This is a genomic window from Flavobacterium gelatinilyticum (assembly GCF_027111295.1).
GTDB classification, from domain to species: Bacteria; Bacteroidota; Bacteroidia; order Flavobacteriales; family Flavobacteriaceae; genus Flavobacterium; species Flavobacterium gelatinilyticum.
Genome location: NZ_CP114287.1, coordinates 1,550,736 through 1,572,274 on the forward strand (window position 1 = coordinate 1,550,736; position 21,539 = coordinate 1,572,274).

Annotated in this window: 25 protein-coding genes; all 25 read right to left on the reverse strand. The window is 31.2% G+C overall.

What is annotated here, in order from left to right:
- Window positions 1-22: 22 nt before the first annotated feature.
- The 25 genes from OZP11_RS06635 to OZP11_RS06755 all read right to left on the reverse strand — a co-directional run bounded on the left by OZP11_RS06635 (window position 23) and on the right by OZP11_RS06755 (window position 21,502).
- Window positions 23-346: a peptidase associated/transthyretin-like domain-containing protein gene (locus OZP11_RS06635; protein WP_281234438.1), complete on the reverse strand. Its 324-nt coding sequence runs from the start codon at window positions 344-346 to the stop codon at window positions 23-25.
- Window positions 347-587: 241 nt separating this feature from the next.
- Entirely contained in the window at window positions 588-803 is a 216-nt protein-coding gene (locus OZP11_RS06640; RefSeq protein WP_281234439.1) for a hypothetical protein, read from the reverse strand.
- Between the two features lie 66 nt (window positions 804-869).
- Entirely contained in the window at window positions 870-2,252 is a 1,383-nt protein-coding gene (locus OZP11_RS06645) for a T6SS phospholipase effector Tle1-like catalytic domain-containing protein (protein ID WP_281234440.1), read from the reverse strand.
- Window position 2,253: 1 nt separating this feature from the next.
- Entirely contained in the window at window positions 2,254-3,342 is a 1,089-nt protein-coding gene (locus tag OZP11_RS06650; RefSeq protein WP_281234441.1) for a DUF2931 family protein, read from the reverse strand.
- Window positions 3,342-3,515, reverse strand: coding sequence for a hypothetical protein (locus OZP11_RS06655; RefSeq protein WP_281234442.1), 174 nt, complete (start codon window positions 3,513-3,515; stop codon window positions 3,342-3,344). The genes OZP11_RS06650 and OZP11_RS06655 overlap by 1 nt, the downstream gene beginning before the upstream one ends.
- 11 nt (window positions 3,516-3,526) lie before the next feature.
- Complete coding sequence (locus OZP11_RS06660) at window positions 3,527-4,054, reverse strand: hypothetical protein (protein ID WP_281234443.1); 528 nt, start codon at window positions 4,052-4,054, stop codon at window positions 3,527-3,529.
- Window positions 4,055-4,254: 200 nt separating this feature from the next.
- A complete protein-coding gene (locus OZP11_RS06665; protein WP_281234444.1) occupies window positions 4,255-5,346 on the reverse strand; it encodes a DUF2931 family protein in 1,092 nt (363 codons plus the stop codon).
- 2 nt (window positions 5,347-5,348) lie between these two features.
- Window positions 5,349-6,746, reverse strand: coding sequence for a T6SS phospholipase effector Tle1-like catalytic domain-containing protein (locus OZP11_RS06670; protein WP_281234445.1), 1,398 nt, complete (start codon window positions 6,744-6,746; stop codon window positions 5,349-5,351).
- 4 nt (window positions 6,747-6,750) lie between these two features.
- The gene (locus tag OZP11_RS06675; RefSeq protein WP_281234446.1) at window positions 6,751-6,924 is read right to left on the reverse strand and encodes a hypothetical protein; all 174 of its coding nucleotides are present in this window, start codon (window positions 6,922-6,924) and stop codon (window positions 6,751-6,753) included.
- A 9-nt stretch (window positions 6,925-6,933) separates the two neighbouring features.
- Window positions 6,934-8,781: a phage baseplate assembly protein V gene (locus OZP11_RS06680; RefSeq protein WP_281234447.1), complete on the reverse strand. Its 1,848-nt coding sequence runs from the start codon at window positions 8,779-8,781 to the stop codon at window positions 6,934-6,936.
- Between the two features lie 11 nt (window positions 8,782-8,792).
- Window positions 8,793-9,185 carry a type VI secretion system tube protein TssD gene (gene tssD / locus OZP11_RS06685; protein WP_281234448.1) on the reverse strand — a complete coding sequence of 131 codons (393 nt, stop codon included), beginning with the start codon at window positions 9,183-9,185 and terminating at the stop codon, window positions 8,793-8,795.
- A 127-nt stretch (window positions 9,186-9,312) separates the two neighbouring features.
- Window positions 9,313-9,699, reverse strand: coding sequence for a type VI secretion system tube protein TssD (tssD, locus tag OZP11_RS06690; RefSeq protein ID WP_029269192.1), 387 nt, complete (start codon window positions 9,697-9,699; stop codon window positions 9,313-9,315).
- A gap of 156 nt (window positions 9,700-9,855) precedes the next feature.
- Window positions 9,856-10,287 carry a GPW/gp25 family protein gene (locus OZP11_RS06695; RefSeq protein WP_281234449.1) on the reverse strand — a complete coding sequence of 144 codons (432 nt, stop codon included), beginning with the start codon at window positions 10,285-10,287 and terminating at the stop codon, window positions 9,856-9,858.
- A gap of 4 nt (window positions 10,288-10,291) precedes the next feature.
- Window positions 10,292-11,005, reverse strand: coding sequence for a hypothetical protein (locus OZP11_RS06700; protein ID WP_281234450.1), 714 nt, complete (start codon window positions 11,003-11,005; stop codon window positions 10,292-10,294).
- A gap of 24 nt (window positions 11,006-11,029) precedes the next feature.
- Complete coding sequence (locus tag OZP11_RS06705) at window positions 11,030-11,554, reverse strand: hypothetical protein (protein WP_281234451.1); 525 nt, start codon at window positions 11,552-11,554, stop codon at window positions 11,030-11,032.
- Between the two features lie 102 nt (window positions 11,555-11,656).
- The gene (locus OZP11_RS06710; RefSeq protein ID WP_281234452.1) at window positions 11,657-13,027 is read right to left on the reverse strand and encodes a DUF5458 family protein; all 1,371 of its coding nucleotides are present in this window, start codon (window positions 13,025-13,027) and stop codon (window positions 11,657-11,659) included.
- A gap of 12 nt (window positions 13,028-13,039) precedes the next feature.
- The gene (locus OZP11_RS06715) at window positions 13,040-13,489 is read right to left on the reverse strand and encodes a hypothetical protein (protein ID WP_281234453.1); all 450 of its coding nucleotides are present in this window, start codon (window positions 13,487-13,489) and stop codon (window positions 13,040-13,042) included.
- A 42-nt stretch (window positions 13,490-13,531) separates the two neighbouring features.
- On the reverse strand, window positions 13,532-14,044 hold the full coding sequence (tssO, locus tag OZP11_RS06720; RefSeq protein WP_281234454.1) for a type VI secretion system TssO: 513 nt from the start codon (window positions 14,042-14,044) through the stop codon (window positions 13,532-13,534).
- A gap of 26 nt (window positions 14,045-14,070) precedes the next feature.
- Complete coding sequence (locus OZP11_RS06725; RefSeq protein ID WP_281234455.1) at window positions 14,071-15,240, reverse strand: hypothetical protein; 1,170 nt, start codon at window positions 15,238-15,240, stop codon at window positions 14,071-14,073.
- A 278-nt stretch (window positions 15,241-15,518) separates the two neighbouring features.
- Window positions 15,519-16,406, reverse strand: coding sequence for a hypothetical protein (locus OZP11_RS06730; protein WP_281234456.1), 888 nt, complete (start codon window positions 16,404-16,406; stop codon window positions 15,519-15,521).
- Between the two features lie 102 nt (window positions 16,407-16,508).
- Window positions 16,509-17,624: a hypothetical protein gene (locus OZP11_RS06735; protein WP_281234457.1), complete on the reverse strand. Its 1,116-nt coding sequence runs from the start codon at window positions 17,622-17,624 to the stop codon at window positions 16,509-16,511.
- A 166-nt stretch (window positions 17,625-17,790) separates the two neighbouring features.
- Window positions 17,791-18,891 (reverse strand): hypothetical protein, encoded by a 1,101-nt coding sequence (locus tag OZP11_RS06740; RefSeq protein ID WP_281234458.1) that lies wholly within the window; start codon window positions 18,889-18,891, stop codon window positions 17,791-17,793.
- Between the two features lie 105 nt (window positions 18,892-18,996).
- Window positions 18,997-20,181 (reverse strand): tetratricopeptide repeat protein, encoded by a 1,185-nt coding sequence (locus tag OZP11_RS06745; RefSeq protein WP_281234459.1) that lies wholly within the window; start codon window positions 20,179-20,181, stop codon window positions 18,997-18,999.
- 221 nt (window positions 20,182-20,402) lie between these two features.
- Complete coding sequence (locus OZP11_RS06750) at window positions 20,403-21,368, reverse strand: hypothetical protein (RefSeq protein ID WP_281234460.1); 966 nt, start codon at window positions 21,366-21,368, stop codon at window positions 20,403-20,405.
- On the reverse strand, window positions 21,365-21,502 hold the full coding sequence (locus OZP11_RS06755; protein ID WP_281234461.1) for a hypothetical protein: 138 nt from the start codon (window positions 21,500-21,502) through the stop codon (window positions 21,365-21,367). The genes OZP11_RS06750 and OZP11_RS06755 overlap by 4 nt, the downstream gene beginning before the upstream one ends.
- Between the last annotated feature and the right edge of the window lie 37 nt (window positions 21,503-21,539).

Sequence of the window (21,539 nt, forward strand, 5' to 3'; positions counted from 1 at the left end):
TAAATAATCTGCTAATTAATCGTTATTTCATTTTGTTAGAAAAATCACTGTCTTTTCTAAACATGTAGATTTTATTTTTTGCCTGATTTTCTTTTGAAAAATCCGGTTTTCTCAAAACTATTTTATTAGCATAACCTTCTTTTTTTAAATATATAGTACAATCAGAATTTGAATTTACCGACAAATTAAAATATCCTGTACTATCTGTTCTTGTCACATTATTATTGATACTCACCAAAACATTTTTAATTGGTTTATTGGTATCAAAATCATGAATTTGTCCTGAGAAATTGTTATGTGTACAGCTGCATAATACGATGAGTAATGAGATGAATTTGAGTTTCATTTTTTTATTGTAAATAAGTAAGCTTTTGTAAAAATTATTTAAAGATTGGGTTTGATAAAATGATTTCTAAGAGCTTTATATTATATCCTTTTTAGAAGATATTATTTAGTATTTGATGCAGATTCCTTGCTGGCTGGCGCATATTTCTACACCAAATTCCGGTAATTTTTTTTTCATCTGGCATTGTATTATTTGAACAAAAAGTAATAAGAATAATATACTGGTTGCAATTTTGGCTAATCTATCCATTTTGTGTTTTTCGGGTTCTTTCGGTTGCTTTGTTGATACCTCCTAATCGGGGGCCCAGCCCAAATTTAGTAGCACTGGCAGACCAGTGCAGATATTCTAATCTTAATTTCTTTAAATCATCTTCATTTATAAAATCCTCGTACTTTATTTTCCTGACTTCCTGCAGATATTCTTTTGCAATATTTTCTCCCGCATTAAAACGGGACACATATTGATTCCGTAGTCGTGTGCAGGTATTATCTCCCGCTACCTTTTTTTTCTAACATACATCTACTTAAAAATTATTACGCTTTCTATCTTTTGTTGGCTCCATACCTATTGAACCATTATCAGCTGACCAATGCAGATATTCATTACGCAGTTTTCTTAAATCGTTTTGCTCTTGTAGCTCCTGTTGATAAATCTCAAAACTCTTATCTCCCTTTTTTACACCTTTATGTTTTTCATGAATTTTCCCATACCATTCAAACTTATAAGGTTTTCCATCACCAAGAACATACTGCTGCAAACGTTCTTTAACACGGACTAATAATTGATCCTTTGAAATACTATATTTTTTAACTTCTAATTTATCCTGATCAAAAGGAACATTTTCATCAATAGCAGATTTTGCCATCAAATGAAGCGGAATATAACTATATGTTTTTTTTAATTTTCTAGTTCCTTTAAGTTCATGCTTAGGTCCAAAAAAAGAAATTTCTAATTGTTTTTCTAAATACCAAGATTCTCCCTCAAGCTTTTTTGAAAGTTTTTCTAGCTCCCTTTTATAATTTTTCTCTATAATTTTAACTATTTCAACTCCATCATTGTAACTTCCACCCACATCTGAATGCACACCTGGAAATTCTCTTGTTTTACCAACTTTAGTTTTCGTCAATGAAAAATTATTTCGATGTTCATCCATCGCAGTAAAATGCATTACTTTTTTTGCTTTTGATAAGTTATTTAATGACAACTCTTCAGTATCATTGTCAAAGTTGGGATTTACACTAATTGATGCGGAATAAGACGACACTGTATCAAAAAGACCTAAAAAACGCACTTTGACTAAATCAACCTTAATTCCATTTTTAGCTAAAAAATAACCCAGCCAACCTCCTTTATTTTTTCGATTAACAGATAAAGGATAGGCTTTTAAACCAATTTCATCCAAAAAAACCCTGGCTGCAGCAGCACCGCGACTAAAACCAAAAACATCTAAATAAATAACTTCAATTTCTTTCTTTTTAGCACCTTTTAACATGTCAGCTAATTTTTGACAGCCCTCTTTTACTTTGTCCAAAATTCCAGTTCCGTCAAAAATAAAATCAGTTCCTAAACCTGCTCCAAGTATTGAATCTGGCTTTTCTGTTTGAGTTCCAATACCATCTACATATACAGCTTTTTTCAATGAATAAGCATCATAAAGCCGAGCCACATTTGACCAGTCATTATAATAACTGCTGCTTTCTTTATCTCTTCCATGTTTTCTATAAGCTTTAGCTGAAATTTCTTCTTTATATGTTAATTTTTCGCCTCTAACTTTCTTATCATAGTATTCTTTGGCATTACTATTATTCATATTATTATTAGTACCATCAAAAAAAATCCCAAATATTAAATCTTTAATTTCATCTTCTTTTTGGGAAGGTGAATAATCTTGAAATACTATACTCATTTCAATTTAGTTTACCTGTTCGTGTAACTTTTTCTTTAATATTATATTGCTTCCCTTCTTGCTCTATATACAAATCAGTTACTCTCTCTGACTTTAATTGAACATCAGGATTAATTTTAATAACTAACTCCGTAGATTTGTTTTTATCAATATGTTCCTTAAATAATTTTCGTATCTCATTTTTGTAAAAATCTACTGGAATTTCATCTTCTCCTTCAGCTTTAAGATATTTAGCCCAATATTCTGCTTCATCTGTAAAAGCTATTCTTGAAATGTATTCTTTTTTTTGTTTTCCACTGCCAATGAACCACTCTATTTGAAAAGCATAAGGCAATGCCCTGTGCTTTGCATCTATTGGGCGATCATAAGGATCTTCGGCTTCTCCGTTGCACATTTTTATATACATTGAAGTTATTTTACAACCCTCGGGCAAAATAACTTTGGGCTTCCAAAGATATTTTTCTCTATAGCTTTCATAAACTTCTGGTGGAGGATAACCATATTGCTCTATTTGTTTTCTTAAATCTTTAGGAATCGTACCATCGTAAGTCAGCATGTCTTTAGTATAATCTTTTTCAAACATGTACTTTTCGCTTTCGGTTATAAGTTTGGGATCAATAGTAGTTTCATGTGCCTGATATCTCGCAACTTCTATTTGATGACCAGATCCTCTTACCCAGACAACAACCATTCCTTTTGGTCCAAGCCCGATGTTTATGCAGTCATAAGCCTCTATTTTTGCTTCATCTCTGGGTTTATAATAAAAACCTTTCTCAAAAAGCTCCTTTATTTTTTCTGTAGGCAGTTTCCAGTTACCTGTGTAAAACTTATTATCAACATAAGAAAGCCATGTAATATCAAGTCTATCTGGCGGAATTGCTTTTATAAAATTAATAGGTCCCGAGCTGCCCCAGCCAAAATTACTAAATCCTCCCATCTGACTAAAATAGACACCGTTTACTGTCCCTGTATACACCTCTACAGGATATTCTCTTGGAGCAGAAATATATGCTGCCCATTTATATTTTTTTTCCATACATGAACTTAGTGTTATCGCTAAAAGCAATAAAAAGATTTTTTTCTTTCTCATTATTTTTCTTGTCCGTGAGCAATAATTTTTTTTTCACTCACTAAATTTAAATTATCTTTTACAGCTTCAAAATTCATTTTATTCGCATTTTTTTCAAGTTTACCTCCAACATTTAATTGATAAACATCAATAACTTTGATGATAATTTTGTTTGCTTGTTTTGTTATCGCCATAAGATTTTCTATTAAAAAAGATTAGATTTTTCATTACTATTAAACAAGATCTGTTTCCCACTTTGAATTGTCATATTTTCTTGCTGACTATAAAGGCTAGCTTCAGCTGCGATTTCATTTGATGTATAGGAGGTTCTTTTAAAATCTTTTTCAACAATTTCGGTTCTATTATCTGATTTCTCCATAATATTACCATTACTAGTTATATTAATATCATTTCCTGCATTCTGTAAAATATCAATCCCAGCCTCAACCTCAACATTTTTTTTAGCATCGATTTTTACGTTTTTGCCTGCGCTCACAATAAAATCCTCTCCTGCCGCAAACTCAATATTTTTAGGAGCTTTAAATCTAATATTCCCATCACCGTGTATAACGGCAATGGTTTGACCTTTTTTACTTTCTATAGTAATATCTCCGGTTGCATCATCTAGAGTAGCTTTATTTCCACTTCTGGTTGCTAAGACTTTTAGATCATTATTCGGCGTACTGAAACCCGATCGCGCAGATATATCGACAACGATCGCGGGGATTTGCAATCCGTGCTATCGGTTCAGCAGGGTATTTTTTTGGTGTGCATACCGCAACACCCCAGGAATATTGTTTTCTTTCTTGTTGTTTTGGCAAGAGATTAAGATGAAACGGCACAAAGTAATGAGCACAATAAATTATATTATCTTTTTCATAATTGTCCTTCTATAATTTTTTTCATTATTTTTTCTCTTGTCAAAATATTATATTAATAAGGAAGGAGCTTCGTAAACGATTCCTGCGAAACAATAGCGTCTTTCATGTCTATTTCTGAATTCGCTGTTTTTAGTTTTATCCCGATTCCTGTCGTTTCTCGTGGTTTGGTATTTCGATCAATTTCAATGTTAAATTGAATTGCTTCGTTAGGCGTAATTTTTCCAAAAATTGCCATTGCTTTTTTCTCATCAAAAAACACATCACTTTCCATACGTCTGTTATTGATGTCATGCCATACCACATTTATTTTTCTCGGAATAGCTCGTTTTTTAATTGGCATCACATTGCTGTTTAAGCTCAAAAAAATCGATTCAAACTCGCCATTGATATAATTAATCTTAAGTGTTTCTACTTTATCTTCTGCTTTGACCTGAGGTGTCAAATGATATTCTCTAAATAGTGTTTCCCAGTATCCAAAAGGGATTTTACCATTTTTTATCTGGTCTAATATTTCTTTTGGTAAATCTTCATTCATATAATCAACATACTCTTTAATACCTGCTTTATCTTTCATTGATGGATGTGCCATTTTCCAGTCGACATTTTTATCTTCATGTGCCTGATAACGTCCAACGATTGTCACCGTAGTAGGGCTCCAAACGTATAATACGACCACTCCACCCGGAAACAAACCTGCATTAATTGCAAAATCATAATCTTTAAAAATTTGAACACTTTTCGTTTTTTGATCCCAGTAAGGATTATCACAGCCATTAATCATTAAGGATTCTATTTTATCTGAATCGAGGTTGAAAATGCCTGAATAACTTTTGTTTTCAGTATAGGACATCCAGGTAATATCCAATGTTTTTGGAGTTATTCCTCCTGCCTCACCAGAAGAAGAACCGTCATTGTCACCTAAGTGATAGCTGTTAATAACCTCATCGAACGGCATATATACATACCCACTTTTTGGCGTGTTACCCACGATTAAATGTCCTGAAAAAATTTCAGCAGGGTAATTTTTTGGTGTGCAAACAAATGCATTCCAGGAATATTTTTTTTCTTTCATGGTATTTTGGCATGAGATTAAGATGAAATTAAACAGGATGATGATGGCTAAGTACTTTGTTACTGTTTTCATATTTATCCAGATATTGTTTTGCGTTTTCTAATAATATTACTCGCATTATCCATTTGAGGTTCCATACCTATACCATCCATATTAGCAGAACAATGCAAATATTTTTTACGCAAATCGGGTAATAGATAATAATCTGCTACCATGGTATTAAAATCATCTATTTCTTTTTGATTCTTCCATTCTTTTTTTCGTTTTAATTCTATTTGCTTACTGGTATAGAATTTTAATTTAGGTTTATTACCAAATGCATAAGCATCTATTCTTTCTTTAACTTTTTTTAATTTGTCAGGGATCACATAATCTTTGTTAAGAATTTTATATTTCCATGGAATTTTAAATTTTCGTTTTCCAAATTCTGCCATTAAATGCAAGATTACCAGGCTATATTTATTACTAAGAAATCTTGTACCTTCTAAATAATAGGGCGTTATACTTGGTAATTCTTTGAGTTGTTCGGGTTTAAACCATCCCTGCTCCAGTAGATACTTCTTTTCTTCAGCAATCTTAGACCCTGTTTCTGTAAGTATTACTGTTTCCGTACCACTTTTGTATCCTCCGCCAATATCTGAATGGCATCCCGGCAATGTCAATTCTATGCTGTTAGATGAAGCACTAGCAATGGTAGTTAACGGAAAATTTTTACGAAACTCGTCTTCGGCAGTTAAATGAACTGTAAAACCGACAGTTGGTATTTTTAATGGTACTTTATCTTTAGAAATATCATCAAAAACATCACTGCCATAAGAAGATACTGTATCATAAATGCCCAAAAGCCTGATTTTTATTCGATGTGGCTTTACAGTATAACTTAATTTCTCAAAAGCCTTACCCAGATAACCTAAATTATAACTTTTTTTATCGGTTGCCACTTTCTTTTTATATAGCTCGTTAACAAAAATGCGGGCAGCTGTAGCTCCACGACTAAAACCAAAAACATCTAGGTATAACGTACCTATATTTATTTCATTTTCTTTTTTTAATTTTCTAGTAATATCAAAACATCCTTTTTCAACTTTTTCAAAGAGCCCGGTTTCTCCCGTACCATATCCTTGTCCACGTGTAAAATCACCGTAATAATCGAGTGTTCCGTCATCATTTTTTTCAGGGTTTTTAGTCCCTATCCCTTCAACATATACAGAATAATAATGAGATGCATTATCTTTTGGATAAGCTTTTTCTAGTCGGTCCACATTTGTGTTATCATTGCCGTAACTGGTATTTGAGCCATCTTTATTTGATGCATAACTATTCTTTAATTCCGGATCTTTTCGCCTGCCTTCAATGTTTTGTCTATTATTTGAGGTTCCATCAAAAAATACGCCCATGTAGACATCATTGACCTCTTTGTTATCTTTTTTAGGAGGCACAAATCGTGGTTCTCCAAATATTACGTTCGACATAGTATTAAGATTTATTCCCTCTTACGTTTATTTTCTTGTTTGAAATCAAGGTTAAATTCTCTTTTGTAGCTATAATTTCAACTTTTGCGCTACCTTCCTGAAATTTTTTGCCGGTTAAGGAGGTGTATGTATTCCTGATTTCTATTTTTAAATTCTTTGCTGTTTTAGTAATAGCCATACAATTGTTTTAGAATAAATTAGATTTTTCTGCACTGTTAATTTCTACGCTTTTTTGTGAACTTTCTAAAAGCATATTCTCTTGTGTACTGTTAATAGTAACTTTCTCTGCAAACTGGGTAGATTCGTGAGAGTTTCGAGTATAAGTTTCTATTATATTTTCTGTTTTGTTATTTCCATATTCATAAATATTCTCCTCTGCCCTTATATCGATATTATTTCCTGCTTCCTGTCTCATATTGTTTCCTGCACTCATATCAATATCAATTCCTGCTTTTATCGTAATACTTTCGCCAGCCTCAAAAACAATATTTTTAGCACGAATCGTTATTGTTTCAGGACTTGTCACATTAATATTTTTGCCTTCTTCATCCAGTTGAATCTCATTCCCACTCGGGTCTGAAAGCCAGATACCTACTTTTTCTATAAACTTAAATAATTGTCCATGTTTAAATTTCCAGGCTTTTATGCTGTTGTCTTTTGTAGAAAAACCTGATTTCTCTTTATTGCTCGTCATGGTTCCTACCACGATAGGCAGCTCGGCATTGCCTCCTTGAAAATCTACAAAAACGGTGTCGCCTATTTCAGGTATAATGTGAGAACCTCTGGCATTGCCTCCGTAGTTTTGAACAAGCGGTATATAGGGAGTGGTTTCGCCTTTGGCCTGCTGCCACGGCATTTGTACCCTGACACCGCTAAGTCCGTCCGGGTCTGCATTGGCCGTTACAACAGCTGTCTGGCTTTTGCAGTTTGGCACCAGATCAGGATCGGTTTGGGGAGAGAACGGGGAACCGTTGAAATTAATAGCTGTAAAATGGTTTTGGTAATCCCCGCCGTCATCGCAGGTATGCCTAATTTGGGTAACACGATAAGAACTCTCCAGCTGTATGTCGATTCCGTATATTCGTACCGTATTTCCAACGGTGATTCCCGGCAGGTCACTAATGGCCTCAACCTGCATCATAGTGCCCAAAATAGAACGCATTTTGTTTTTGGCGTATTCTTCGACTGTAGTGCTGCCATTACTCCCAACAGCATTTTGATTGCGCTGGATAAGGGTTTGTTTATTAAAAATCTTATTGGATTTGTTTATAAAGTTTTGATGAAATCCATCGGCTTCTTTTCTGTATTTTAAAGTTTCGCCTGCTGCGTATTCCCCCTTGCGGTTGTCATTTTCGATTATTTTAAAATTGGATGGTGCCAGCTGTATATCGTATCGAAAATCCTGCATATTAACACCGCTGTATAATTTTGGCTGTCCGCCGATACCGCCGGGACTGCCAAAAATCAGGGTCCTGCCGTTGTAGTAAAACCACTGTCCGTGTCTTTTTGCCAGACGGTTTAGGAATTCAAAACTGCTTTCGTTATACTGCACGGTATACGACAGCGTATCTTTATAATAGGGTTTTACTTCCATATCGATATCATAGCCGGATTTTACCTTGTTTACAATATCCTGCAATGGTAAGGAGGTAAAAGAGTTAAACTGCGGTCCGTCTTCTAAAAGTATTGACAGACTATGCCCCTGAATTAAAAAGGTTTCTTCGATATCCTTAATTTGGGATTTCTGCATTTTTACGCTGGTTACTACTCCGTAAAACTGCATGATATAATCGCGGGGGTCTGTGCCTATAAGCTCGTCAAGCCCTTCTATAGGTTTTATTTCTATGCTTACTTTTTCGCCGTAGAACTTCTGCGAAGCGGGCATTATGCTTTTAAATTCATCTACCAGCAGGTCTTGTCTTACTTCAAACGAAAAGGTGTGATGGTCATGGATTTTTTGAATAATTTCTAAATTGATGAAATTGCCAATAAGGGTTTCACCAATCTTAATCGTGGTTGCAGTTTGTAAAGCCATAATTGAGATTTTTAAATCGTTTTCCAGTTATTTTCAAACATTGTATTCCCTACTTTTACTTCATTAGAAGTAATTAAAATTTCAGTAGTCATAGGAACTGATCCTTCGCTGTTGAACCTTTTACGAAATGAAATGCAATAGGCTTTTTTAAACGCTATACTTTTCATTGTACTCATAGCATCCCTGCGATAAAAAATAACTTTACCATCTTTTACACTATTCTTCGAAACCATCCAGTCTGAGAATAAATCAGTATGTGTACTCTCTACTACAATTTTCACCTGTCCGCCCTTTGTTTTGTTGGCTGGTTTTCCGTTATTATCAATATTTTGAGAAAAAAGAATATCAAATTCTAAAACATTAAAAACTTCATTATCTATTTCTAATTTGGCTAAAAAACTCATTTTTATATTTTTTTGATTATTATAAAATTTTAATCCTAAAGGTTTGGTTTTATACTAAAAAAGGAAGCCTTTTACAGACTTCCTTAATAGTTTCAAGCTTAATTAAGTTTGATAAAGTCCTAAATAATTATACCCAGGCATTATCAAATTCACCTCCGCCCATCGAAATCTTGCGCGCAGAAATCATAAAAGTTTCCGTTAAAGGATTGTCACTGTTATGATCAAAGTTTTCTTTGTACTTAACCATGTAAGCCTCAGTAAATTTCAACTCTTTCAGGGTAGCGTTAGAATCACGTTTAATGAATTTTACAGATCCGTCTTTTCTTTCGAAATTGTTGGTCATCCATTCAAACAACTCTGTGCTTCCTGTTGATTCTACTTCGATCATGATTCTTCCTCCGCGTGTTACCGTAGAAGGACGCCCGGATGCATCTGTTTCCTGAGCCAAATCATAACTTACGTTAAGAACTTTGTAATCTTTTCCTGCAACTGTCAATGATGTTAAAAACGACATAATAAAAATTTTTAGTTATTAATTTATATATTCATATTGTAAATATATAAATAAAAACCTACAAATACTATTTATTTATAAAAATAAACTTACTTTTTTGAAAAATCCGCCGTACAAGTCACAAAACAGCATTTTTTGTAGGATAACATTATATTTTTATTGATAGGACAATGGTCCTACAAAGAAATATCCTCTAAAATTGAAGTCTCTGTTGGTACTTTTTATAGTCGCTTCGATAATAATATCAACTCTTTTTTTTGCTCTGTTAACATTATCTACTAAATATTGAACTTCTGAAAGTTCAACTTTGAGTTCCATTACTTTTATTCTGTTTTCGTGCAAAAGCAAAGACTGCTTCATTGTTTTGGAAATAATTTCTTTCAGGCCGTTTTCATTCATTAGTAAATCAAAATCTATTTCCCATATTTTTGATCCAAAGGTTTCATCAAATTTGCATTCGCCAAAAGTAGTTGTGGCCAGTAAAATGATTTGCTGCGCGATAGAATGTTCAATAGATGTTTTTTCTAATTCTTTTTTTTGAAGAATTGTATTAAAATCGATTGGCAGTTTATAAAAAGCTCCTTTCATTTCTTTATATATAAATTAATTTTTCGATCTTTCCTCCTCTGCTGGTTTCTATTTCTTTAGTAGTCGTTTTTCTTTTAATGATATGCAGCTTTACTTTTGGGGTTAGTTTTAAGAATTTCTCACGATACAAAATATCACCAATAAAACGCTGTCCTTTGTTTTGATCTGCTATTACAAAATAGCTGATTCCTTTTTCGATTTTAAGAGTATTGATATCCCCGGCATATAACTGAATTGTTTGTTCTTCTTTATGAAAAGTATAAGTCAGTTCATCATGATTTAATTTTCGGTATTTTGAAATATTAAATATTTCTATGGCCTGCTTTAGAGGTTCAAAGGGAATATTTTCAAAAAGAAAATTGGTAGTTTCTAAGAATTTCAATCCAAAAAAACTCCACAAACTTTTTTTAGTTTTCTTATCTTTAAAAAAGTAAGTATCACGCGTTACCTGATAAATTGTTTTTTCATTTGTTTTAGTATCTGTAACGATCATTTTATATGTTGGAATCTCTATTTCGGCAGGGACATCTTTGAGCCCAAGATTGGTGTTTAAATTTACAACACCTGCCTGATGTTCAGAAATCACAATATCTATTGTATGCTGTTCTAAAGCAGAATCTGTTCTTACTATAACTTTTCCTTCTCCGCTTCCTGCATAAAAAACAGAACCATTATTATCTGTAAGACCCAGCGAAAGATTTAATTCTGGTATTGACATAGTTTGGGTATTGATAAATTTGGATTAACGTTTTTTTACTTTATACAATTTCAGGCAGTTGAGATACTCTTTTAAATTCTGATTATCAACACTATTGGGACTAAATTCATAATCCTTTTTCAGGGTAAAGAACTTTATTGTATTAATATTATCTGCCATTATTTTTTTTCGGTCTTTCCTGCTTAACTGCAGTGCTGCGGTTCCGTCGCAATTAACACTAAAAGAATTTTTTAAAACATACATTTCGCCAGTCTTAAAATATAACTCCAATGGCTGTTTTTGTTTTACACAAACATTGTCTGTAAAAATTTTAAAGTACAAATAGATTTTTCGCTTTCTTTTTCCGAGCTGCAAAACGGCATATTCAAAATCTTCATTATATACTCTAAGCAAAATTGGCGGGGCACTTGCAAAGTTTTTTCCTGCCAGGAGCAATTCATTTTGCGAAATAGGACAATTTAAAGTATCTATTGCTTTTACTTTTTGCCCAAAAGTTAAGTTTGCTATTGAAAATGAAACAACTACAAGTAAAATTTTTAATAAGTTCATGTGTGTTTTGAATTATTTGGTTTGATCATTCAAAAGGATCAATATTTTTTTAAAGAAGGAAACACAAATAAATGTGTTTCCTTTGTTTTTAAATTTTGGTAATTACTTTTGTTCGTAATCAGTATCCCATTCTGTACCGTCATCTCCTTTATGTCCATCCATTTTTATAAGGAAGTTTTTAGCCGGGAAATACGGTTTCATATGAATATCCATATAGATTCTGTCTTTCTGAATTGGGTCCTGCTCAAATCTTCTGATTTCAAAATTCTCAATCAATTTATCCGGGCCAGTGATTCCGTCAAGGAAAGCAACAATCTGATTCATAATCTCTTTACGCGTTTTTGCAGTAAAGTTTTCGAATGCACGGCGATTAAGGAAATCCATTAATACTTTTGTCACATAATCGAAAACACGAACTACAGAATAAGTTTGTAACCCAAGATTGTCTCCGCTGAATAATGTTTTGGCAGAGAAAGCCATTACTTTTCCGTACTCATTTACCATCGGAACCAAACCTAGATTTTCAAGATTTGCGATTTCGCTTTTCTTTAAATCAAATTTTACTCCGTCGACTTCGTTTATTCCACCGAATTTTTTACCCGCAGTAACCTGAGACATTAAAGTTTTGTAGATTTTACCCGCCAATGCTGCTGAAGGTGCCACGTGCAAATCTTCATTTTCGCCAATTTGGTCAAATCTTCCACGTCCAACCAGCCAGTTACAAGTCATAATCACATTAGAACGGTATGCATCTCCGCCTGTTAAATTAGCTGCGTCGAACATTTCCATAACATCATCCGGTTCATCAAGATGTTCGAAATCTGTAACCAGCATTACTTTGTTTTCGTGTGCTATTTTGGCCCATTTTTCGATTACTTTATTCGAACCTAAATAACCTGGAATAACTAAAATTCCGTAATTGTTTTTTAAGTCTAAACGATCATAATTATCTACAAGTTCTGAATGGATTGCATCGATAAAACGTGTGTTATCTAAATCTTTTAACTGCTCAATGTCAGCATTTACAATCGTAACATTTTTAACTTTTTCTGTTTCGGTATTTTTAAAGAATAGGGCAACAGTTCTGTAAGCTGCTTCAATTTCTCTTGTATCTTCAACTGCTTTTGCAAGGTTCTTTTTTAGTAATGCTTCAGATTCTTTGCATTTATCCTCGCATTGTGCCACCATATCAGTCAAAGCTTCATTGCTGCTTAAAACTGCAGACCATAATTCTAAAGTCTTTTTTAAAGTTTCTCTTTCTTTGGTTTTATTGGTTTCTCCAAGAAAAATTTTTCTTCTTGCTTTTCTGTCCGGATTTAGGTTCTGAACGCCTTCAATAGCCATTTCTAGCAAATCGAATCCGCCATATTTAGCTAATTTTTCAACGTTTTTTTCAATAGATCCGCCGCTTACTTTACGTTCTAAAACCGCTGTATCTGTATTGTTATTTTGATGTGCTTGTTTATTTGACATATCTTATATTTTTTATTTATTTTCTTTTAATTCATTTATTAACGCCCCAAGGCTGTCAAGCAGTGCCTTTTTTGCTTCGCCATCTTCTAAAGCTGCTTTTAAAATCTTGTTTGATTTTAACTGACGAATGATTTTTTGATATTGGTCTTTTTCAGTTTCCAAATCAGATAAGAAATTGCTTTGCGCCGTGATTCCTTTGATTCCGAAATCGCCTAAATTTTTAAATTTTAAAGCCTCTACTTTTGTAGCTCCGTCAGCGGTTTCAAAATTCACTTTTACTTCTGGCTTAAAATGTTCAAATGCTTTTTCTACATTCGTAATTCCTTCCACTAATTCCGGTTTAATTGGCGCATCAACAGTTAATTTTTGCGCTACAATTGTTCTGTTTTGAGGAATTGCACTAATTGCTTCATCTGCATCCAGTTTTACTTCATTTCCTCCAATTCCATAATTTGATAACATACTTTTTAATTTAAATGGTTATTATTTTTATATACTAATGATTTATTGATTTTGATAAATCTGGCGGCAGACGTCTAAATCTCTGCTTACTTTTTCTAATTCTTCTTTGTACGTTTTAGCCGACTGGTTTAGGCTGTCTATTAAATGTGCATTGTGTGTAAGGCTTCTGATCTGTTTTTTATAGTCGATGATATTCTTGTATGCCAAAATGATGTTGTTGTAAAGCTTTTTATTATCTGTTGTATCTTTTGGAATTTTCTGATAGATATTGGCCACCATAACATTTGCCAGACGCTGCTGAAAATCATTATCAACTTTTGGGGAATTGATAGAATCGATTGTCATTCTTACACTGTCTATTTTTATAGAAAAATTAGTCTGATAATCGTACTCTCTTTTCATCATTTCGTTTTCAGCCTTCAGTATTTTATTTTCTGCAAAAGGCAGATAAAAATTAAATGATACTGCAGTGAGCATCAATATAAATGTGACAACAAATGCTATTAAAAAGGCATAAAATGCTTTCCTGCGTTCTGTTTTGTTTAATAGTTCCATAATTTGTTTTTATGATTTAATTTTAATTAGTCTTTAATGAAAAAACTATGTCTTTTTGGATTATGAACGATGTCTTTTTTCTCTGTTTCGGCCACAAACAATTCGATACTTTCTTTTTTCTTTCCGATGTAATCGAGCTTGCTGAGCGTTTCAAATAATTTTTCGATTTTTACAAGGAAGCTCATTACCAGTTTTGCAGTTTTATCGATATGAACATGATCGTAATTCGTGTTAATGAGCGTAGTAAAAAGTATCTCTAAATCGCCCTGAGACAAATCGCACCATTCTGCGAAATAGTTCAAAAGTTCTTCTTTTCCTGCACCAGATTTTGAGTCGATAAAATTTTTCATAACCCGTGCAAACGATACTACTGTACTCAACATCGAAGCCGGATGCTGATGCATTGAAAACCAACGAAACTGGGTTAGCTGATTTCCTAAAAAGTAACTTGTATTGTCTGACAATTGCATTACTGTTTTGGGCAAAATACCTTCCTGCTGAAAGCGATTAATTTTCTGGGAAATTTGTACGGAGTAAATCTCTATCTGCCCAAAGGAGCGTCCAATTTCTGCCTGCATGTCGCTTAGTTTTGGATGGCAGGCAATGGTAACCGAAGCCGGGATATAATCCTCATCAAGTACGGTTGTATCGCCAATCAACACTTTTCCAATGGCAAGGTAAAACCCTCCGTAACCTATTCCGGAGCGAAATTCTTCGGCTTTGATTAAGTGGAGTTTGTATTCAGGCTGTGTGTAAGGATATCTTGGCGGAACCTCATCCGGATCCGGCTCTCCAAACGGAATTCTTTTTCTTGAATTTACCGAAATACAGGCCAGTAATTCAAGATGATCGCCTTCTTTTATTTCATAAGTATCTTCCGGGTACGGAACCTGTAAATCCAGCGTATCTGTATTACTTTTACTGATCTCTATTCTGGAACCATTTGGCGTAATGGCGTGACATTCCTCTACACGAACGCGCAGTAATTTATGATTGTCGATTCCCAAAGTAATTTTAGTCGATTCTTTGCTCTGATTTCCCGAATCCAGCAAACCGTAACTTATTGGCGTGGTATGAATTCCGACAGCATCATTTACCAATTCTGAAACATTGTCCTGCATGGCCAAAAAATGGTTTTTGTTGATCTTCATTCCGTCTATCCAGTTTACGGGAAAATGATTTAGCTTTTCTATCATATTTTTATTCGTTATAATTTTGTTTAGTTGTTTCCATAGCAAAATCCCTCATGTAAATTATTACATAAGGTAAAGTGGTATTTATTAGCAATTGCTAAAAATTATTGGGCGTTTTTGGAAATTGTATTTTGGGTGGTATTATTATTGAAAAGAAAAGGTTATAATAGGGTTAATGGTTTTTTATTTTTTGTTAGTTGAGGCTTTTCTTTTTAATATGTCAAGGAGCTTATTCTTCTTTTAATAAATTCTAATAATCTTTTTATTATTTAATTATTTAATTATTTTTTATTGACTATAGCTCCTTTATTATCAATTACGTAAGACTTATAAAAAACTTTCTTTTCATTTGTATTTCTTCTTTTGTATAGACTGATAACATAATCTTTTGAAATATTAAACTGAGTAATAGATTCTCCATCCATTAATCCAATTTCTAAAGAAGAAATTACTTTATTATCACTAAGAATTACTAAATCATACGACTCTATATCTGAATCAGTATTACATAAAATCATGGGCTGATAATCTTTAACTCTGGGAAGATACATATAATCACTTGGGTGAAAATTATTACCAAAAACCTTGGCTATTGCATTATCTTCTTTAAAAAAGTATTTTGGAAAATTATTATCACATTTAATACTATCATATGGATTCACACACGCCTTATAGTATTCATCAAATTCTATTGGCAAAATAGAATATCGAATCTTTTCATTAGAAAGATGTTTTTTAACGTCTTTTTTTTCTATTTGACATAAAATGAAAATATCATTTTTTGATAAAATATTTTTATCAAACTCTACTTCAATTGGATTATCTGGGTCTGCACTTGTATTGTATAATTTACTATCATTAACTTTTAATACCAACCAAGCAATTGTGCTTTCAACTATTTGCTTAACCTTTGGGTCTTCAGATACATTATTTTCGATGTACACTTGAATAGTTACATTATCGCCTTCAATTCTATCTATTTTAGTTAAGAAGTCATTTTGTCCTCTTAAATCTAATTTACTTGATATAACTATTTGATAAATAACATCTTCACAGGTAATTTCTACATTTTCAGTTGCCGTGTCCTTTAATGAATCATTTGACTTTTCTAATTTGGAATCTTTACAGCTTATTAAAATCAGCGATATTATTATAAATATTTTTTTCATTGTGTTGTGTATTATAAATTCCCTCAGCTAACAAAAGCAAAAAACTCTTGCTAGCTGGGGCTTTTCTTTTCAATATGTCAAGGAGCATAAATATATTTTTACTTATTTTTTAGGTTTTACTTGGCTCAACTTGATCAGAAAATCTTCAGTAACATCTTCAAAATTAACATCATTAAAATCTTTTTGAGTCCAAGTTTTTGATGGTATTTTTTTATCGTGATTGGCTTTATCAAAATAGGTTTCACCGTATTTATGGAGTACTACGTTGTTTCCAATTACCTTAAAAGTAATATAGGACGATATTTCAATATAATCTGAGCAAACTTGATTCTCAACTGTAAAATAGTTGTTTTTAAATACTATCGTACTAAATCCTTCTGTAGCACAATTAAAATTGTTCTTAGGTATAATATTATTGTTTTCATACCACGTTTTAAATGTACTATTTGGCAAACCTTTTTTTATTTCCATTCGAAGTCCAAAATGAATTCTCTCAAACTCTCCTTTCTCTTCTTCATTTGCATAAACTACAATTTTATCTTTTATTCCATCTTGATCTAAATCATAATCATAAAAATATGCAATGTTTCTATTATCATATAATTTCAAAACTTTATCAGAAGAAAATAATTCTGGAAACTGTTTGCAGAAAAAATCACGTTGCCCAATTAATGGCCCATTTGTTTGTGCTTTTTTTAGAAATTTCCATTTATTCTCAAATGTATCATATAGGTAAAAGTATAACTCTGTATTATTTTTAAAAAACATTGCTTCTTCTGATTCTCCATTTGATATATCTAAATATTTTTTAGGTATATAAACTGCAAAAATGTAATATGAACCCAAATCCTTATTGATTATTTTTTCAATTGTTGAACTCTGTGTCATTATATCTGAGTTAGAATTCTGAAGATAACTGGACCAATATTTGTTCAAAGAAATGTCTTTTGGCACATAACTAATAGCAAACCATTGTATCTCTTCATTTTCATAATTATAATAATGTCGATATGGATGTTCTGATATATCTTCATCTCCAAATGAAATCATATAACCATTGAAATATTTTTGGTCAAAAAAATCAATAGGCGGCTGTTCTTTTACATTTTTTGTTTGTTCTTTATTCTCATTTAAAACCTGATTTTTCTTATTTGACACTTGCCCATTACATGAATTTATTAAGAGGCTTAACATTAATATTTTTAATAGTAGTTTCATAATTTTTCATTTAATTCCCTCAGCTAACAAAAGCACTGTGCTTTTGTTAGCTGGGGCTTTTCTTTTCAATAGGTCAAGGAACCTTATTCTTTCTAATTTTACCCTTATAAAGTCAACTATTTATTACTCATTTCCCAGATTTTAATATTCATCTCTTTACAAACTATTAATCTCTATCGTCTAAATTGATAACATTCGATGGTCTTATAATAGTATTGGCAGGCATCTTGATTATTTTATTTTTTTTATCAAAAATATAAACAGAATGTAATTTACTTTCTTTAATTGATCTTAAGCAAAAAGCTCTTTCATTATTATTTTTTTCAATAATAATATTACAATCAATTACTAAGTTTGTCCTGATTTTTAAAGTGTCACTTAGAATATCTTTATTAAAAGACAGAATGTATGTTTCTTTAATTTTATTTAATTCTTGATTCATAATGTTTATAATTACTAAATGATACTCCTTGTCAATATTGACAAAAGATTTTCCTTGCTTATAAATTTCATTTTTAAATTTGAACAATTGATCTAAATTATTTGATCTAAATAAACCATCACCTTTATTATTTTTATCAATAATAAATTTATTTATTTGAGTATGACTACTTCTATTCTTACTTGATAATTCATTTATAAGAGTTACATCATCAGAGGTGACTTCTGTTTTGTTTTTAAAATCTGTTATTTTAGATAAATAAAAATCCTCTTCTGATGACTTACCTTTAATAACAACTTCATTATTTTGATTTACTAATGAATAATTAATCTCCTTAAACTTTCCAAGACTAAAGATTTTCTCATTATATTTAAAGGTATAAATACCTAAATCATTGAAACTATTTGAAGCATCAAATTTAATTACATGAAAAGTTGGCAATTCTTCTGTACAAGTAGGAATCATTAAATAATAAAAAGAATCCTGCTTAAAAAGCCTGAATTGATTCTTGGCTTCTTCCATTGAAGATGTATTGATACAAAAATCTACAGAACTATAGTTATTAAATTGTTCAACTTTTAAATAACTTGTCTCCTTATCCTTCAAATAATATATGCGAAAATTGATTAAATCGGTTTCAAAAAACATTTCAGTTATAAACTCATTTTCGGACAATAAAATTTTCAAAGGAATTGATGAATTTTCTTTTGCTTTTTTTTCTACAAGAGCTGAAGATTGCTTTTTATCTAACTCTTTGTTTTTTGAATTACAAGAATTAAAAAAAATGATAATAAGAACTGAAATAAGATTTATTAATTTCTTCATAATTTTCTATTTATAAATTCCCTCAGCTAACAAAAGTCTCAACTTTTGCTAGCTGGGGCTTTTCTTTTCAATATGTCAAGGAACCTTAATTATTAATTCAAAGAATTATTTAATCCTTTCATAAACTCTTTGAGGTACTTTCTTTATATCCTTGTTTTGGATTTTCATTAAATGAATATATTTCTGATATGATAATTTAGCATCCTTTTTTTTATTATCTCCCCATTGAGCATCAGCCAAATTCAACCATGCTACACCCCTTTCAGGATTATCATTTATAATTTTATTTAAAAAAAATATAGACTCTTTATAAGCTCCTGACTGCTCTAAATAGTACGCCACATCATTTAATTTATCTGTGTCTATTATTTTAATGTCTTGTATATATTTATCATCATTGACTGGAGCCTCTATAAATTTATCATCATTTGTTACTGTAAAATTTAGAATGCCAATTTTTTTATAAAAACTGTCATATAGATTTGTGAAAGCAAATGAATTATTTTTTGTAAATGAGTCATGTAAAGAACTTCCTATGTCTTCCAAATCACTATACAACTGATTAATTAGTTTATAGTTTTTTAGATACACTTTATTAGATAAAAAACCTTCTTTACTATATTTTAGAATTTCTTTAGATGTTAAATAAACAGCATCATCTTTAAATGTAAAACTATAAACTTGTTTCATTTTTGTGGAAGATCCATTATATTCATATGTCAAAACAAAACATCGCTTATCTACTATTTCTAAACTTGTAATTAGCGACATTTTATTAATTATCAAACCCTTATACTCCTTTTGATTTACAAATAATGACGTATTTTCAACCCTAACTAAATCATTGTTTTTTAGTGGATCACCATTTTCATTCCTGTCATTTAAAAGTAAATTATAGTCGATAAAAGAATAGATTACTGGCTTATTTCCTTTTATATACTTTACAATTCCCCAATTATTTTTTAAAGAATTTATATTTAGATTGAAGTTTTCATTTGCAAAATAAACGTTTCTGGATTTTAATTTTATAAGATTATTACTTAGTTTTTGGGATATTTCCGAAAAGTAAGTGTTGTTATCATCGGCTATAACATAAAAATTCTTTTCCCCCATAACTTTTTTAAGGGAATCCATTTCTTTTAGGCCTGGAGTATAATAATACACTCCGCTTTTTGTTATAGTCGCTTGAGCTTTATTATTTGTAATTATGGCATTTTCTTTCTTTTGTCCTTTACAGGAATTAAAAAACATGAAAGTAACAATCGAAATAATATTTATAACTTTCTTCATAATTTTCTATTTATAAATTACCTCAGCTAACAAAAGTCTCAACTTTTGCCAGCTGGGGCTTTTCTTTTCAATATGTCAAGGAGCTTTTTATAGTAAGATTATTGATATTCTGTGTAATTCATAAAAACTACAAAACCATTATTATGACACATAAAAATCTAATAATTATCAAACTTATGTTTACTTTTCTACTTCATCCCAATTATATTAGAAGTTGCTATTTAATGCGATATATCTTTTTTTAAAACGCATACTTGTTTTATGCCATAACCAAAATTCAAATCAATATAGGGACAACGCAACATGTACAGATTATCGTCAAAAGTAACAACCCCAAAATCTTGTATTTTTTCTATTTGAGGATCATTATATTCGGATAAATCTTTTATAAATTCTAATTTTAATTCATTTTCAACTTCTTTAGCTCTTAATAGATATTTTTGAGACACATGATAACCATTTATTTCAAATATTATTGAGTCTTTTTTTATTTTTAAAGAAACAATATGCATTGTATTTGTATCATTACTATTTTTATTTATTTGTGTTTGATAGTTACCAAGCCAATTGCCTCCATAGGTTTTTATACTTTGCTGTATCTTTTTCTGAATGTTATATTTTTTCTCATATAAAAATTTATCCCCTAAATAAAAATTTGATTTTAATACATCACCCTCTTTTGAAATGTTACCTATTAGGTCTTTAACTCCAAGCTTCTCTGGATCTTCTTGTCTAAAAACTAATGTATCATCAATTTCTATTATAGAATTAGATTTAATATCAATGTAGTAGATCCCCAAATTGCTACTATAATAATCTCTTCCTTCTATTAACAAAACAAGATTATCTAAATTGGATTTATAAAGCTTAAAAACTATATCGCCATTTTCATAATAAAAATTTAGTACTTTTTTTATTTCGGTTTTGTTTATAAAAAAAGTTAATTCCTGATTGTTTGAATTAGAGTTTAGGAGTACTTTAAAACCATTATAAACAGCCTCATCAGATTGTCCTTTTGTTTTATTTAATGGTTTTTCTAATTTAAAGATTTCTAAATCTTGTTTATTTTTTTTCTCTAAAACTGTTTCTTCTTTTATTTTTTTTTGCTCTTCTTTTCTTTGACCGTAACATTGTAATTGCAAATAGCATATGATCAATAGACTTAATAATTTTATTACTCTTTTCATTGTGTCCAATATGATGGGGTTATTTTTACTTCTTCTTGTTCTTCCTTATCAGCATCGGTTAAGGTATCTTCGTCTTTATAAGTTAAATAGACACCTGGATTGCACTTTTTATCTAATCCTGCTTGTTTTTTCACATTCATTATTTCGAAATGTAAATGTGGGTTTTTTGTT

What these genes read in the sequence shown, in the direction of transcription:
- OZP11_RS06700 (WP_281234450.1), bottom strand. Translation starts at nt 11,005, where the DNA reads ATGTCAATACCAGAATTAAATCTTTCGCTGGGTCTTACAGATAATAAT.
- OZP11_RS06735 (WP_281234457.1), bottom strand. Translation starts at nt 17,624, where the DNA reads ATGAAACTACTATTAAAAATATTAATGTTAAGCCTCTTAATAAATTCA.
- OZP11_RS06740 (WP_281234458.1), bottom strand. Translation starts at nt 18,891, where the DNA reads ATGAAGAAATTAATAAATCTTATTTCAGTTCTTATTATCATTTTTTTT.
- tssO (WP_281234454.1), bottom strand. Translation starts at nt 14,044, where the DNA reads ATGGAACTATTAAACAAAACAGAACGCAGGAAAGCATTTTATGCCTTT.
- OZP11_RS06665 (WP_281234444.1), bottom strand. Translation starts at nt 5,346, where the DNA reads ATGAAAACAGTAACAAAGTACTTAGCCATCATCATCCTGTTTAATTTC.
- OZP11_RS06730 (WP_281234456.1), bottom strand. Translation starts at nt 16,406, where the DNA reads ATGAAAAAAATATTTATAATAATATCGCTGATTTTAATAAGCTGTAAA.
- tssD (WP_281234448.1), bottom strand. Translation starts at nt 9,185, where the DNA reads ATGAGTTTTTTAGCCAAATTAGAAATAGATAATGAAGTTTTTAATGTT.
- OZP11_RS06750 (WP_281234460.1), bottom strand. Translation starts at nt 21,368, where the DNA reads ATGAAAAGAGTAATAAAATTATTAAGTCTATTGATCATATGCTATTTG.
- OZP11_RS06680 (WP_281234447.1), bottom strand. Translation starts at nt 8,781, where the DNA reads ATGGCTTTACAAACTGCAACCACGATTAAGATTGGTGAAACCCTTATT.
- OZP11_RS06670 (WP_281234445.1), bottom strand. Translation starts at nt 6,746, where the DNA reads ATGTCGAACGTAATATTTGGAGAACCACGATTTGTGCCTCCTAAAAAA.
- OZP11_RS06715 (WP_281234453.1), bottom strand. Translation starts at nt 13,489, where the DNA reads ATGTTATCAAATTATGGAATTGGAGGAAATGAAGTAAAACTGGATGCA.
- OZP11_RS06650 (WP_281234441.1), bottom strand. Translation starts at nt 3,342, where the DNA reads ATGAGAAAGAAAAAAATCTTTTTATTGCTTTTAGCGATAACACTAAGT.
- OZP11_RS06725 (WP_281234455.1), bottom strand. Translation starts at nt 15,240, where the DNA reads ATGATAGAAAAGCTAAATCATTTTCCCGTAAACTGGATAGACGGAATG.
- OZP11_RS06675 (WP_281234446.1), bottom strand. Translation starts at nt 6,924, where the DNA reads ATGGCTATTACTAAAACAGCAAAGAATTTAAAAATAGAAATCAGGAAT.
- OZP11_RS06705 (WP_281234451.1), bottom strand. Translation starts at nt 11,554, where the DNA reads ATGAACTTATTAAAAATTTTACTTGTAGTTGTTTCATTTTCAATAGCA.
- OZP11_RS06645 (WP_281234440.1), bottom strand. Translation starts at nt 2,252, where the DNA reads ATGAGTATAGTATTTCAAGATTATTCACCTTCCCAAAAAGAAGATGAA.
- OZP11_RS06695 (WP_281234449.1), bottom strand. Translation starts at nt 10,287, where the DNA reads ATGAAAGGAGCTTTTTATAAACTGCCAATCGATTTTAATACAATTCTT.
- OZP11_RS06710 (WP_281234452.1), bottom strand. Translation starts at nt 13,027, where the DNA reads ATGTCAAATAAACAAGCACATCAAAATAACAATACAGATACAGCGGTT.
- tssD (WP_029269192.1), bottom strand. Translation starts at nt 9,699, where the DNA reads ATGTCGTTTTTAACATCATTGACAGTTGCAGGAAAAGATTACAAAGTT.
- OZP11_RS06635 (WP_281234438.1), bottom strand. Translation starts at nt 346, where the DNA reads ATGAAACTCAAATTCATCTCATTACTCATCGTATTATGCAGCTGTACA.
- OZP11_RS06745 (WP_281234459.1), bottom strand. Translation starts at nt 20,181, where the DNA reads ATGAAGAAAGTTATAAATATTATTTCGATTGTTACTTTCATGTTTTTT.
- OZP11_RS06655 (WP_281234442.1), bottom strand. Translation starts at nt 3,515, where the DNA reads ATGGCGATAACAAAACAAGCAAACAAAATTATCATCAAAGTTATTGAT.